The organism is Pseudomonas grimontii (assembly GCF_007858185.1).
In the GTDB taxonomy this organism is placed as follows: Bacteria; Pseudomonadota; Gammaproteobacteria; order Pseudomonadales; family Pseudomonadaceae; genus Aquipseudomonas; species Aquipseudomonas grimontii.
Window position 1 is genome coordinate 1 of record NZ_VFES01000041.1, and the last position, 13,868, is coordinate 13,868.

General features: G+C 61.4%; 15 protein-coding genes. 5 read left to right on the forward strand and 10 right to left on the reverse strand.

The window, feature by feature from the left end; translation table 11 throughout:
* Nucleotides 1–231 precede the first annotated feature (231 nt).
* The 4 genes from trmB to FIV39_RS32250 all read right to left on the reverse strand — a co-directional run bounded on the left by trmB (nt 232) and on the right by FIV39_RS32250 (nt 2,478).
* Nucleotides 232–957, reverse strand: coding sequence for a tRNA (guanosine(46)-N7)-methyltransferase TrmB (trmB, locus tag FIV39_RS32235; protein WP_090401648.1), 726 nt, complete (start codon nt 955–957; stop codon nt 232–234).
* A gap of 9 nt (nt 958–966) precedes the next feature.
* Complete coding sequence (locus FIV39_RS32240) at nt 967–1,761, reverse strand: thiazole synthase (RefSeq protein ID WP_090401647.1); 795 nt, start codon at nt 1,759–1,761, stop codon at nt 967–969.
* Nucleotides 1,762–1,825: 64 nt separating this feature from the next.
* The gene (thiS, locus tag FIV39_RS32245; RefSeq protein ID WP_167361100.1) at nt 1,826–2,026 is read right to left on the reverse strand and encodes a sulfur carrier protein ThiS; all 201 of its coding nucleotides are present in this window, start codon (nt 2,024–2,026) and stop codon (nt 1,826–1,828) included.
* A gap of 71 nt (nt 2,027–2,097) precedes the next feature.
* Nucleotides 2,098–2,478, reverse strand: a complete 381-nt coding sequence (locus tag FIV39_RS32250) for a DUF423 domain-containing protein (RefSeq protein ID WP_090401645.1) — start codon at nt 2,476–2,478, stop codon at nt 2,098–2,100.
* Between the two features lie 74 nt (nt 2,479–2,552).
* Between FIV39_RS32250 and mtgA the strand changes: the two genes are divergently transcribed.
* Nucleotides 2,553–3,275: a monofunctional biosynthetic peptidoglycan transglycosylase gene (gene mtgA / locus FIV39_RS32255; protein ID WP_090401644.1), complete on the forward strand. Its 723-nt coding sequence runs from the start codon at nt 2,553–2,555 to the stop codon at nt 3,273–3,275.
* Between the two features lie 125 nt (nt 3,276–3,400).
* Here mtgA and rpoH read toward each other — a convergent pair whose 3' ends face one another.
* From rpoH to ftsY, 4 genes are all read right to left on the reverse strand, one after another.
* On the reverse strand, nt 3,401–4,255 hold the full coding sequence (gene rpoH / locus FIV39_RS32260; RefSeq protein ID WP_003176698.1) for an RNA polymerase sigma factor RpoH: 855 nt from the start codon (nt 4,253–4,255) through the stop codon (nt 3,401–3,403).
* A 129-nt stretch (nt 4,256–4,384) separates the two neighbouring features.
* The gene (gene ftsX / locus FIV39_RS32265; RefSeq protein ID WP_090401643.1) at nt 4,385–5,407 is read right to left on the reverse strand and encodes a permease-like cell division protein FtsX; all 1,023 of its coding nucleotides are present in this window, start codon (nt 5,405–5,407) and stop codon (nt 4,385–4,387) included.
* A complete protein-coding gene (gene ftsE, locus FIV39_RS32270) occupies nt 5,404–6,075 on the reverse strand; it encodes a cell division ATP-binding protein FtsE (RefSeq protein WP_090401642.1) in 672 nt (223 codons plus the stop codon). Before ftsE ends, ftsX begins: the two co-directional genes overlap by 4 nt.
* Nucleotides 6,072–7,457 carry a signal recognition particle-docking protein FtsY gene (gene ftsY / locus FIV39_RS32275; RefSeq protein WP_090401641.1) on the reverse strand — a complete coding sequence of 462 codons (1,386 nt, stop codon included), beginning with the start codon at nt 7,455–7,457 and terminating at the stop codon, nt 6,072–6,074. The genes ftsE and ftsY overlap by 4 nt, the downstream gene beginning before the upstream one ends.
* 232 nt (nt 7,458–7,689) lie before the next feature.
* Between ftsY and FIV39_RS32280 the strand changes: the two genes are divergently transcribed.
* The 4 genes from FIV39_RS32280 to FIV39_RS32295 are packed head-to-tail and all read left to right on the forward strand — an operon-like array spanning nt 7,690 to nt 12,196.
* Entirely contained in the window at nt 7,690–9,045 is a 1,356-nt protein-coding gene (locus FIV39_RS32280; protein ID WP_090401640.1) for a M16 family metallopeptidase, read from the forward strand.
* Nucleotides 9,038–10,528 (forward strand): M16 family metallopeptidase, encoded by a 1,491-nt coding sequence (locus FIV39_RS32285; protein WP_090401639.1) that lies wholly within the window; start codon nt 9,038–9,040, stop codon nt 10,526–10,528. Before FIV39_RS32280 ends, FIV39_RS32285 begins: the two co-directional genes overlap by 8 nt.
* The gene (gene rsmD / locus FIV39_RS32290) at nt 10,528–11,145 is read left to right on the forward strand and encodes a 16S rRNA (guanine(966)-N(2))-methyltransferase RsmD (protein WP_090401638.1); all 618 of its coding nucleotides are present in this window, start codon (nt 10,528–10,530) and stop codon (nt 11,143–11,145) included. The genes FIV39_RS32285 and rsmD overlap by 1 nt, the downstream gene beginning before the upstream one ends.
* Nucleotides 11,146–11,200: 55 nt before the next feature.
* Nucleotides 11,201–12,196, forward strand: coding sequence for a hydrolase (locus tag FIV39_RS32295; RefSeq protein WP_090401637.1), 996 nt, complete (start codon nt 11,201–11,203; stop codon nt 12,194–12,196).
* A 59-nt stretch (nt 12,197–12,255) separates the two neighbouring features.
* Here the strand turns inward: FIV39_RS32295 and FIV39_RS32300 are convergent, their stop codons facing one another.
* On the reverse strand, nt 12,256–13,110 hold the full coding sequence (locus tag FIV39_RS32300) for a sulfurtransferase (RefSeq protein ID WP_090401636.1): 855 nt from the start codon (nt 13,108–13,110) through the stop codon (nt 12,256–12,258).
* Between the two features lie 33 nt (nt 13,111–13,143).
* Entirely contained in the window at nt 13,144–13,815 is a 672-nt protein-coding gene (locus FIV39_RS32305; RefSeq protein ID WP_090401635.1) for a TetR/AcrR family transcriptional regulator, read from the reverse strand.
* Nucleotides 13,816–13,868: the final 53 nt, after the last annotated feature.

Here is a 13,868-nt window from a genome sequence, read left to right on the forward strand (position 1 = left end):
CTTGTCGTTATTTACTTGCCTTGAAGAGTGGGGAACGATAAGTCGGAAACTGCGTGAATCCCCGCGAAAACGGGGATACCAGCAAGATGAGCTATGGAGTGGGAGATTTGGTTAGCGCATATGGGGCTTGCCCCCGATAGCTGAAGGTCAGTCGACATCAAAGTGACTGATCCACCGCTATCGGGGGCAAGCCCCCTCCCACATTGAATTGCCTTTCAAGTCAGTGGCGAGTTACGCCAGCTTCTCGAACTTCAAATCCCACACCCCATGCCCCAACCGCTCGCCGCGACGCTCGAACTTGGTGATCGGGCGTTCGGCCGGGCGTGGTACGCATTTACCGTCTTGCGCCAGGTTGCGGTAGCCAGGGGCAACATCCATCACTTCCAGCATGTATTCGGCATACGGTTCCCAGTCGGTGGCCATGTGCAGGATACCGCCGACTTTCAGCTTGCTGCGCACCAGCTCCGCGAAGGAGGCCTGGACGATGCGGCGCTTGTGGTGACGGCTCTTGTGCCATGGATCGGGGAAAAACAGCATCAGGCGGTCGAGGCTGTTGTCGGCGATGCAGCGGTTGAGTACTTCGATCGCGTCGCAGTCATAGACCCGCAGGTTGGTCAGGCCTTGGGTCAGTACGCCATTGAGCAGCGCGCCAACACCTGGGCGGTGTACTTCCACGCCGATGAAGTCCTGTTCCGGCGAGACCGCAGCCATTTCCAGCAGGGAGTGGCCCATGCCGAAACCGATTTCCAGGGAACGCGGGGCCGAACGGCCGAACACCTGGTCATAGTCCACCGGCGCATCGGCCAGGGGCAGGACGAACAGCGGCGTGCCTTGGTCCAGGCCCTTTTGCTGGCCTTCGGTCATGCGACCGGCGCGCATCACAAAACTCTTGATGCGGCGGTGCTTGGACTCGTCGCCCTCTTCCACGGTGTTCGGCGTTTCGTTTGATTCAGTCATCAATAGCTCTTACTTGATCAGACCATCCAGCGGCGAGGAGGCGCTGGCGTATAGTTTTTTCGGCATGCGCCCGGCGAGGTAGGCCAGGCGGCCGGCGACGATGGCGTGTTTCATGGCTTCGGCCATCATGATCGGTTGCTGGGCGTGGGCGATGGCCGAGTTCATCAGCACCGCGTCGCAGCCCAGTTCCATGGCGATGGTGGCGTCGGAAGCGATACCGACACCGGCGTCCACCAATACCGGGATCTTGGCTTCTTCGAGGATGATCTGCAGGTTGTAAGGATTGCAGATGCCCAACCCGGAACCGATCAGACCGGCCAGGGGCATCACGGCGATACAGCCGATTTCGGCCAGTTGGCGGGCGATGATCGGGTCATCGCTGGTGTAGACCATCACGTCGAAACCTTCCTTGACCAGCGTTTCAGCGGCCTTGAGGGTTTCGATCACATTGGGGAACAGGGTTTTCTGGTCGGCCAGCACTTCCAGCTTCACCAGGTTGTGGCCGTCGAGCAGTTCACGAGCCAGGCGGCAGGTGCGCACGGCTTCGATGGCGTCGTAGCAACCGGCGGTGTTCGGCAGGAAGGTGTAGCGATCCGGCGACAGCACTTCGAGCAGGTTCGGCTCGCCTTCGATCTGGCCAAGGTTGGTGCGGCGCACGGCGAAGGTCACGATCTCGGCGCCCGAGGCTTCGATGGCCAGGCGGGTTTCTTCCATGTCGCGGTACTTGCCGGTGCCGACCAGCAAACGGGACTGGTAGGTACGACCGGCCAGGACGAAGGGCTTGTCGCTACGAACGATGCTCATGGGAAATCCTCGAAATGGGGTGAGGTTCTGCAGAATCCGGGGCTACATAAACAAACGCGCGGGACTAGCCGCCGCCGATGGCGTGGACCACTTCGACCTGGTCACCCTCGGTGAGCGCGGTCTCGGCATGCAGGCTACGCGGGACGATATCCAGGTTGAGTTCCACTGCAACGCGACGCCCGGTCAGGTCCAGGCGGGTCAGCAGGGCCGCAACGGTTTCACCGTCGGGCAGTTCAAGGGATTCGCCGTTCAACTGAATGCGCATGCCACGGGCCGCCATCGTTTTTAGGGGCCAGCATTCTAGCGCGATTGGGACCTGAAGGTCAGCTCCAAGCGTTAAGCGGTCAGCTGCAAGCGCCAGGCGGCGAGCCCCAGGAAGAACCAGCCCAACAGGAACGCCAACCCGCCGAAGGGCGTAATGATGCCGAGTTTGCTGATACCCGTGGTGGTCAGCACGTACAGGCTGCCGGAGAACAACAGGATACCGACGACAAAGGACACACCCGCCCACGTCACCAGGCGACCCGGAATATGCGCCAGCAGCAGCGCCACGCCGAACAACGCCAGGGTATGCACCAACTGATAGGTCACGCCGGTATGAAAGATTGCCAGGTACTCGGCGCTCAGGCGGTTTTTCAGGCCATGGGCGGCGAAGGCACCGAGGGCGACACCGGTGAAGCCGAAAAAGGCAGCCAGCATCAGAAAGCTACGCAGCATGAGGAACTCCAGTCAGACTCAGTGGACAGGGTCTGTATAATGGCCCGCTCAACGGGTTCGGCCAAGCCATCTCTATGCTGCGTCTCCTCTTCAAACGCTTTCTCAAGGTCGTGAAATGGTTTGCCATCGGCAGTGTCTTGCTGGTGCTGCTGTTTCGTGTCGTCCCACCGCCCTTCACCGCGCTGATGGTGGAACGCAAGATCGAATCCTGGTTCGACGGCGAACCCATTGACCTGCAACGCACCTGGGTGCCTTGGGACGAAATCTCCGACGACCTGAAAGTGGCGGTGATGGCCGGTGAAGACCAGCGTTTCCCGCAGCATTGGGGCTTTGATTTCGGCGCAATCCAGGCAGCGCTCCTGCACAACGAACGCGGCGGCTCGATCCGTGGCGCGAGCACGCTGAGCCAGCAGGTGTCGAAAAACCTGTTCCTGTGGGCGGGTCGCAGTTATTTGCGCAAAGGCCTGGAGGCTTGGTTTACCGGGCTGATCGAGGTGCTGTGGCCCAAGCAGCGGATTCTCGAGGTGTACCTCAACAGCGTCGAGTGGGATGAAGGCGTGTTTGGCGCGGAAGCGGCGGCGCGACATCACTTTGGCGTGAGTGCCAAGGGACTGTCCCGGCAGCAGGCCAGCTATCTGGCGGCGGTGTTGCCTAACCCGCGGGTATGGAGTGCCAGCCATCCGACGGCCTATGTGGCGCGGCGGGCGGCGTGGATTCGCCAGCAGATGAGCCAGCTGGGCGGGGATGGTTATCTGGTGGAACTGAACAACTCCCGTAAAGCGCCTTGGGCCGACTGATACAACACAAAAACAAATGTGGGAGGGGGGCTTGCTCCCGATAGCAGAATGTCAGTCGACATCAAAGTGACTGATCCAGCGCTATCGGGGGCAAGTCGAATCGTCGCAACGCCCCTCCCGCATGTTTAAGCGGCGATCGACAACTTCAGCTTGTTCATCGCGCTTTTCTCAAGCTGACGAATGCGCTCGGCCGACACGTTGTACTTCTGCGCCAGGTCGTGCAGCGTGGCTTTTTCTTCCGCCAGCCAGCGCTGGTAGAGGATGTCACGGCTGCGGTCGTCCAGCACTTCCAGCGCTTCGTGCAGGTTGTGGTTGGAGTTGTCGCTCCAGTCGGCGTCTTCCAGTTGACGCGCCGGGTCGTACCGGTGGTCTTCCAGGTAGTTGGCCGGCGATTGGAAGGCGCTGTCGTCGTCCGCTTCGGCGGCCGGGTCGAAGGCCATGTCATGGCCGGTCAGGCGGCTTTCCATCTCGCGCACTTCACGCGGCTCCACGCCGAGGCTTTCGGCCACGCGGTGGACTTCCTCGTTGTTCAACCACGCCAGGCGTTTTTTCTGGCTGCGCAGGTTGAAGAACAGCTTGCGCTGGGCCTTGGTGGTCGCGACTTTCACGATGCGCCAGTTGCGCAGGATGAACTCGTGGATTTCCGCCTTGATCCAGTGCACGGCAAACGACACCAGGCGCACGCCCATCTCAGGGTTGAAGCGCTTTACAGCCTTCATCAGGCCGACGTTGCCTTCCTGGATCAGGTCAGCCTGGGCCAAGCCGTAGCCGCTATAGCTACGGGCGATATGTACGACAAAACGCAGGTGGGCGAGCACCATCTGCCGAGCCGCCCCCAAATCCTGCTCATAGTAGAGACTCTCGGCCAGTTCACGCTCCTGCTCGGGCGTCAGCAATGGAATGCTGTTGACCGTGTGCACATAGGCTTCCAGGTTCGCACCCGGGACCAAGGCATAAGCAGGTTGCAAAGAAGTGGTCATACGAAAAAACCTCCGACTCACATAACTCGTGCAGTTCAGCACTGCGAAAATTGACCGGGAACCGTAGGACAAGTTCCCTAAACCACTGATACGGTCAATACAAACGAAACCACATTAATCTGACATTAACTACTTCGGTGCCAGCTCACGTAAATGCCGTGCGACCGCAATCCAGGCACCGATATAACCCAACAATACCGCGCCAAGCAATAGCGACAGACCATCGGCAACCGGCACCCCGGCCAAGGCGAAATCGCTGCCGTACAAGCCGGCAAGCCCAACGACTGCGTCGTTCAGCCAGTTCAAGCCAAACGCCAGCACGCCCCAGGACAAAATCCCCGCACCCAAGCCATAAAGCGCGCCCATGTACAGAAAAGGCCGACGCACATAGCTGTCCGTGCCGCCGACCAGTTTAATCACTTCTATCTCGGTGCGGCGGTTTTCAATATGAAGACGAATGGTATTACCTATCACCAAAAGTAATGCAGACACCAACAGCACCGTGAGGCCAAACACAAACCGGTCGCCCAGCTTGAGAATTGCCGCGAGGCGCTCCACCCAGACTAGATCAAGTTGCGCCTGTTGCACCTTCGGCATCTCTGCGAGTTTTTGTCGCAGGGCTTCAAGGGCCGGCTTGTCGACTTCATTCGGCGTCACCAGCACCACGCCCGGCAGTGGGTTCTGCGGCAGCTCTTTAAGCGCCTCGCCCAGGCCGGACTGCTGCTGGAACTCCTCAAGGGCCTGGTCGCGGCTGACGTACTCGGCGTCCGCCACACCTGGCATATTCTTGATCTCGTCGCGCAGCGCTTCACCGTCCTTGGTGCTGGCGTCCAGGTTCAGGTACAGCGAAATCTGTGCCGCACGCTGCCAGGAACCACCCAGGCGCTCGACATTATTAAGCAGCAGCGACAAACCCATCGGCAGGCTCAGGGCCACCGCCATCACCAGGCAGGTAAAAAAGCTGCCGATCGGCTGCTTGCCCAGGCGACGCAGGCTGTCCAGCAGGCTGGCGCGATGGCTTTCGATCCAGGCGCGCAGCAGGGTGCTAAAGTCCGGGCCGTCATCGTCGTCATGTTTTTTCTTTTTCGGCTGCGGATCAGCCGGTTTCGGCGCCACGCGCTCGGAAACCTTGGGGCTACGTGTTGCACTCATGCGCCAGCCTCCCCGTCACCGATCAGGCGACCGCGTTGCAGGGTCAGCATGCGATGGCGCATACGTGCGATCAGCGCCAGGTCATGGCTGGCGATCAGTACGCTGGTACCCAGACGGTTGATGTCTTCGAACACGCCCATGATCTCGGCCGCCAGGCGCGGGTCGAGGTTACCGGTGGGCTCGTCCGCCAGCAGCAAGGCCGGGCGGTGAACGATCGCGCGAGCAATGCCGACGCGCTGTTGCTGGCCGGTTGACAGGTCGCCGGGGTAGAGGTCGGTCTTGTCCGACAGCGCCACGCGCTCCAGGGCCGAATCCACGCGTTTGACGATTTCGGCCTTGGACAGCCCGAGAATCTGCAACGGCAGCGCAATGTTGTTGAACACCGTGCGATCGAACAGCAATTGGTGGTTCTGGAACACTACACCGATCTGGCGGCGCAGGAACGGGATCTGCGCATTGCTGATGGTGGCCAGGTCCTGCCCCGCCAGCAGCAATTTGCCAGTAGTCGGGCGTTCCATGGCCAGCAGCAGGCGCAACAGCGTACTTTTGCCGGCCCCCGAGTGGCCGGTGACAAACAAGAACTCGCCGCGACGCACTCGAAAGCTCAGCTCATGCAAGCCGACATGCCCGTTGGCATAGCGTTTACCGACCTGTTCGAATCGAATCATGAACGCTCCCGCTCGGCAAACAGTGCCTGTACAAAGGGTTCGGCTTCAAAGGTACGCAGGTCGTCGATGCCTTCACCGACGCCGATATAACGAATCGGCAACCCGAACTGCTTGGCCAGGGCGAAGATCACACCGCCTTTGGCCGTGCCGTCGAGCTTAGTCAAGGCCAGGCCGGTCAGTTGCACCGTCTGGTTGAATTGCTTGGCCTGGCTGATGGCGTTCTGGCCAGTACCGGCGTCCAGCACCAGCAGCACTTCGTGCGGGGCGTCTGCGTCAAGCTTGCCGATCACGCGGCGGACTTTCTTCAGCTCTTCCATCAGGTTGTCTTTGGTGTGCAGGCGACCGGCGGTATCCGCGATCAGCACGTCAATGTTACGAGCCTTGGCGGCCTGCACGGCGTCGAAGATCACCGAGGCGGAATCGGCACCGGTGTGCTGGGCGATGACCGGGATCTTGTTGCGCTCACCCCAGACCTGCAATTGCTCGACGGCAGCGGCGCGGAAGGTGTCGCCGGCGGCGAGCATGACTTTCTTGCCTTCCGATTGCAGCTTCTTGGCCAATTTGCCGATGGTGGTGGTCTTGCCGGCGCCGTTGACGCCCACGACCAGGATCACGAACGGCTTGTTCGGGGTGATCACCAGCGGTGCTTCCACGGGTTTGAGCATCGCAGCCAGCTCGGCCTGCAAGGATTTGTACAGCGCGTCGGCATCGGTCAACTGCTTGCGCGCGACCTTCTGGGTCAGGCTCTGGATGATCACGGCGGTAGCTTCGACGCCCACGTCGGCGGTCAGCAGACGGGTTTCGATGTCTTCCAGCAGCTCATCGTCGATCACCTTCTTGCCCAGGAACAGGCTGGCCATGCCTTCGCCGATGCTGGCACTGGTCTTGCTCAGGCCTTGCTTGAGGCGGGCGAAGAAGCCGGTTTTGTTGGTTTCGGCGGATACAGCGGCAGGTTCTGGTTCAATAACAGCGGGAGCAGGTACTTCGACGACCGGCGGCGCTTCAACCACAGTTGCCGCAGGTTCAATCACCGCAGGAATCGGCGGCGCCACATGCTCAGCCTGCACATCCTCAACCAAGGCCACTGGCTCTTCGGCCACAGGTAACTCAAGCCACGGCTTGTGCTCTGGCTCTGGCTCTGGCTCTGGTTCCGGCGCCGCCTCAACCACCGGCTGCAACACCGGTTCAGCCATCGGCAACACGACCGGCGCCGGCGCTTCGACTACCGGTTCGGCTTCTACTATAGGATCGGGGATCGGCTCAGCTTGAACCTGTGACTGTTCAGCGGCGGTTTCCTGCGGCTTTTTGCGCAGCCATCCGAACAGGCCTTTCTTCTCGCCAGCCGCAGCTGGGGTCTTCTTGTCGTCGTTGGAACCAAACATGGAGACGGCTATCTCAAGGTAGCGACGCGCCAAGGGGCGCATCGGTAAATAAAATTCGATGCGTAACAGACTGTTTTTTAGCCAGCTCGTTCATGCGCAACATTTTGTAAGGCCTAAATAGGGCCTCAACAAGACAGCCGCAGTGGCCGTCCCTTAGTCGGATCAGTATCCTAGCACCTCCTCGCCCGCCGACGCTAAGACCAAGCGGGCAGCCCAACAGGTTTAAAAACGAATGAATGCTCTAGCCCGCCACGCCGCAGGCCTGCTGCTCAGCACAGTTTGTCTGCCCCTTTCAGCCTTGGCTGCCGACCCACAACCCACCCATGAATTCACTCTGGATAACGGCCTCAAGGTGGTCGTGCGCGAAGACCATCGCGCGCCGGTGGTGGTTTCCCAGGTCTGGTACAAGGTCGGTTCAAGCTACGAAACCCCGGGCCAGACCGGTTTGTCCCACGCCCTGGAGCACATGATGTTCAAGGGCAGCGCCAAGGTCGGCCCCGGCGAAGCCTCGCTGATCCTGCGCGACCTGGGCGCCGAAGAAAACGCCTTCACCAGCGACGACTACACCGCCTACTACCAGGTACTGGCCCGTGACCGCCTGGGCGTCGCCTTCGAACTCGAAGCCGACCGCATGGCCAGCCTGCGCCTGCCGGCCGACGAGTTCAGCCGCGAAATCGAGGTAATCAAGGAAGAGCGCCGCCTGCGCACCGACGACAACCCGATGTCCAAGGCCTTCGAGCGCTTCAAGGCGATGGCCTACCCCGCCAGCGGCTACCACACGCCGACCATCGGCTGGATGGCCGACCTCGACCGCATGAAAGTCGAAGAACTGCGCCACTGGTACCAGTCCTGGTACGTGCCGAACAACGCCACGCTGGTAGTGGTGGGCGATGTCACCCCGGATGAGGTAAAAAACCTGGCCCAGCGCTACTTCGGCCCTATCCCCAAGCGTGACGTACCGCCCGCCAAGATCCCGATGGAGCTGGCCGAGCCCGGCGAGCGCCTGCTGACGATGCACGTGCAGACCCAATTGCCGAGCGTGATCCTGGGCTTCAACGTACCCGGCCTGGCCACCGCCGAAGACAAGCGTTCGGTCCAAGCCCTGCGCCTGATTTCGGCCCTGCTGGACGGCGGCTACAGCGCACGTATCTCCGAGCAACTGGAGCGCGGTGAAGAGCTGGTATCCGCCGCGTCCACCAACTACGACGCCTACACCCGGGGTGACAGCCTGTTCACCCTCTCGGCCACCCCGAACCAGCAGAAGAAAAAGACCGTTGCCCAAGCCGAAGCCGGCCTGTGGCGCCTGCTGGAAGAGTTGAAGGCCAAGCCACCGACCGCCGAAGAACTGGAACGCATCCGTGCCCAGGTCATCGCCGGCCTGGTGTACCAGCGCGATTCCATCACCAGCCAGGCCACGGCCATCGGCTCGCTGGAAACCGTGGGCCTGTCCTGGAAACTCATGGACACCGAACTGGCCGACCTGCAAAGCGTGACGCCGGAAGACATCCAGAAGGCCGCGCGCACTTATTTCACCCGCGAACGTCTGAGCGTCGCCCATGTTTTGCCTGAGGAGACCGCTCATGAGTGATCGCAAAAGCAGCCGCCTGATACTGCCGGGCCTGATCGTTGTCACCCTGATCGCGGCGAGTGCCGTGTATTTCCTGCGCCCGAGTGAATCCGTCGCCAGCCAGGCGCTGGACAAAGCTCAATCGGCCAACAAGTTGCAATCCCTGGCGGAGCTGGACGGCAAGGCGCCGACCAACCGCAAGCTCGACGTGCAAACCTGGACCACCGCCGAAGGCGCCAAGGTGCTGTTCGTCGAGGCCCATGAACTGCCGATGTTCGACATGCGCATCCTGTTCGCCGCCGGCAGCAGCCAGGACGGCAACGTGCCGGGCCTGGCGCTGATGACCAACGCCATGCTCAACGAAGGCGTACCGGGTAAGGATGTGAGCCAGATCGCCAGTGGTTTTGAAGGCCTGGGCGCCGACTTTGGCAATGGCGCTTATCGCGATATGGCGCTGGTGTCCCTGCGCAGCCTGAGCGACAGCGCTAAACGCGACGCCGCCCTGGCGCTGTTTGACGACGTGATCGGCAAGCCGACCTTCCCCGCCGACTCCCTGGCGCGGATCAAGAACCAGATCCTTGCCGGCTTTGAATACCAGAAGCAGAACCCCGGCAAACTGGCGAGCCTGGAGCTGTTCAAGCGCCTGTACGGCGATCACCCTTACGCTCACCCGAGCGAAGGCACGCCAGAAAGCGTGCCGAAGATTACCCTCGCACAGTTGCAGGCGTTCCACGCCAAGGCTTATGCGGCGGGTAATGCCGTGATTGCCGTGGTCGGTGATTTGACCCGCTCCGAAGCCGAAGCGATGACGGCCAAAGTGTCGGCCTCGCTGCCCAAGGGCCCGGCCATGGCGAAGATCGCCCAACCGACCGAGCCCAAGGCCGGCCTGAGCCATATCGAGTTCCCGTCCAAACAGACTCACCTGCTGTTCGCCCAATTGGGCATCGACCGCGCCGACCCGGACTACGCAGCCCTGTCCCTGGGCAACCAGATCCTCGGCGGCGGTGGCTTCGGCACCCGTTTGATGAGCGAAGTGCGCGAAAAACGTGGCCTGACCTACGGCGTATATTCCGGTTTCTCGCCGATGCAAGTGCGTGGCCCGTTCATGATCAACCTGCAGACCCGCGCCGAAATGAGCGGCGGCACCCTGCGCCTGGTCGAAGACGTGCTGGCCGACTACCTCAAGACCGGCCCGACGCAAAAGGAACTGGATGACGCCAAGCGCGAGCTGGCCGGCAGCTTCCCGCTGTCGACCGCGAGCAACGCCGACATCGTCGGGCAGCTGGGCGCCATGGGTTTCTACAACCTGCCGCTGAGCTATCTGGAAGATTTCATGAAACAATCCCAGGCCCTGACCGTAGAGCAAGTCAAGGCTGCCTTGAACAAACACTTGAGCGCCGACAAGATGGTCATCGTGACCGCCGGCCCGACGACTGCGCAAAAGCCACTACCGCCCCCCACTGATAAACCTGCCGAGCAGCCGCTCGGGGTTCCGGAGCATTAATGGCCAGTTCATCTCGCCCGAAAAAACCTGTCCACAACGTGCATAACGGTGTGGGCCAACTGCGCATCATTGGCGGTGAATGGGGCAGCCGCAAGCTGAGCTTCCCCGACGTCGTGGGCCTGCGCCCAACGCCGGATCGCGTGCGTGAAACCCTGTTCAACTGGCTCGCGCCGTACATTGCAGGTGCCAAGGTGCTGGACCCGTTCGCCGGCAGTGGCGCACTGTTCCTGGAGGCGCTGTCCCGTGGAGCGGCCCAGGCCCAGGCGCTGGATGCCAGCAATGTCGCGGTGTCCAGCCTCAAGGAACACCTGGGTACCCTGCGCTGCACCAACGGCCAGGTACAGACAGCCGACGCCCTGCGCTACCTGGAAACCCAGGCTGCCAGCGCCTACGACGTGGTGTTCCTCGACCCACCGTTCAACCAGAACCTGTTGCCGACCGTGTGCGCCTTGCTCGAAGAGCGCCAATGGCTGGCACCGGACGCGTGGATCTACACTGAAAGCGAGACTGCGCCGTCTACCCTGGGCTTGCCGGGCGCGTGGCGCCTGCACCGGGAGCAGAAATCCGGTCGGGTGTACTACGCGTTGTGGCATCGGTTGGTCGAAAGCGCCGCCTGACCTTTCAGGCTGGCTTCAATTGTGGCGAGCGGGCTCGCCACAGACTGAGAGTGTCATGACACCGTCCTCCGACCTGTTCACCCCCGCCTTAGGCCTCGGCAACCCTCATCTGCAAACACTGTGGGGGCCGTTGTGGCGCCCCACTACCCATATCGAACGCCAACGTGAACGCCTGTGGCTGGAAGACGGCGACTTTCTCGACCTCGACTGGCATGGCCCCCACGACGCGCAAGCGCCATTGGTGCTGGTGCTGCATGGGCTGACCGGCTCATCCAACTCTCCCTATGTGGCCGGCCTGCAAAAAGTCCTCGCCGCCCAAGGCTGGGCCAGTGCGGCGTTGAACTGGCGCGGCTGTTCGGGCGAGCCCAATCTGTTGGCGCGCAGTTATCATTCGGGCGCCAGCGAAGACCTCGCCGCCGCCATTGCACACCTGCGCGCCAAGCGGCCGTTGGCGCCGCTGTATGCGGTGGGTTATTCGCTGGGGGGCAATGTGCTGCTCAAGCACCTGGGGGAAACCGGCGAGGCGTCCGGGCTGCAAGGCGCGGCGGCGGTGTCGGTGCCGTTTCGCCTGGACCAGTGTGCGGACCGCATCGGGATAGGCTTCTCACGGGTTTATCAAAAGCACTTCATGCGTGAAATGCTCGTGTATATCCGCGTCAAACAAAGCCGTTTTTTACAGGACGGCCGCGCGGACGGGCTGAAAACCCTGGAAGCGCTTGGCTCGCTGGAGAAGATGCGCACCTTCTGGGACTTCGATGGCCGGGTTACCGCGCCGCTGCATGGGTTCTTGAGTGCCGAGGACTATTACCGCCGTGCGTCGAGTCGCTACTACCTGGGCGCGATCCGCACGCCGACGCTGATTATCCAGGCAGCCGACGACCCGTTCGTATTCGCCCACAGCTTGCCCGAGGCCAGCGAGCTGTCAGCGTGCACCGAGTTTGAGCTGACGGCCAAAGGTGGGCATGTGGGCTTCGTCGATGGCTCACTGAAACACCCCGGCTACTACCTTGAGCGACGCATTCCCCACTGGCTAAGGGCACAACACGGTTGAAAATGTGGGAGGGCGCAAGCTCCCTCCCACATTTGGATTGGGTTTACCCCACTGGGAAATCAGTCACCCGTAGCAATTGCCCGCGCAGGATCGGTAATCCACTCGCTCCACGACCCCGCATACAACTTGCCCAACGGGTAACCCGCCAGGCTCAGGGCAAAGAGGTTGTGGCAGGCCGTCACGCCCGAGCCGCAATACGCCACCAGTTCTTCCGGCGAGCGGCCTTGCAACTGCTCAGCGAAGCGTTGCTTGAGTTGGTCGGCCGGCAGGAAACGCCCATCGCTGCCCAGGTTTTCGTTGAACGCCGCACATTGCGCACCGGGGATATGCCCGGCAATCGGATCAATCGGCTCAACTTCACCACGGAAACGCGCTTGGGCACGGGCATCGATCAAGGTCAGGCCGGGTTGACCCAAGCGTTTTTGCAGGTGTTCGGCATCCAACAGCAGCTGATTGTCCGGCGTCCCCACAAAGGTGCCGGGCTCTATCACCGGCGCATCCAGGCTCAACGGGAAACCATCGGAGTGCCAGGCCTTGAGGCCACCGTCGAGGATAAACACGCCGTCACGCTTGCCCAGCCAGGCCAGCAACCACCAGGCTCGGGCGGCATAGGCACTTGGCCCGTCGTCATACAGCACCACATCGGTATCGGCACTCACACCCCAGGCCCGCAGTTGCTCGGCGAAAGTGTCCGCCGCCGGCAACGGGTGACGACCGGTCACACCTTTGATCACCGGCCCGCTGAGATGGCGTTCCAGGTCGGCATATTGCGCGCCGTCGATATGCCCTTCGGCGTAGCTGCAACGGCCGTAATCCGGGTCTTCCAGGGCAAAACGGCAATCCAGGATCACCAGCCCGGCGGTCTTCTGGCGCTCGGCCAGTTGCTGGGGGCTGATCAGTTGGGCAAGCGGCATGACGGACTCCTGTGAACAGATTCGGGAAAGGTCCTACTTCACTTCTTCCAGTGCCTGCTTCAATGGCACGTAAAACTCTTTGAACAGTGCATCCACCGCCTCTTTTGCCTGGGGCGTGACAAAGCCCGCCTCCAGCACCAGCACCTGGTACACCCCGCGCTTGATGGCTTCGGCACTCAGGTGGGCGGAGTTTTCATTGGTGGTGCACAAGAAACGCACCCAGGAGGTGAGGATGATCCAGGCATTGAGGGTCAGGGCTTCGGTTTGCACCGGGTCCATATTCAAAATACCCGCATCGACAAACCCTTGGTAAATGGCGCCGCCCTGGATCAGGCAACGCTGGGAAAAACGCCGATAGCCGGTGGCCAGTTCCGGGTCGCTCTCCAGCAGGTGTTCAAGGTCGCGGTGCAGAAAACGGTAGCGCCACATGCCGGCCAGTACGGCCTGAAGGTAGAAGCGCTTGTCTTCCACCAACATGGCTCGCCCCTGGGGCGGACGTAGGAAACTGTCCACCAACGCTTCATATTCGCGGAACAGCACAGCGATGATCGCCTGCTTGTTGGGGAAGTGGTAGTACAGGTTGCCCGGCGAAATTTCCATATGGGCGGCGATATGGTTGGTGCTGATACTGCGCTCGCCCTGCTGGTTAAAAAGTTCCAGGCTGGTTTGCACAATGCGTTCGCTGGTCTTTACTCGTGGTGCCATAGGGGAATCAGCTTCTGTACACGTGATAGGGCATCTTACGGCCTATCCTTGCC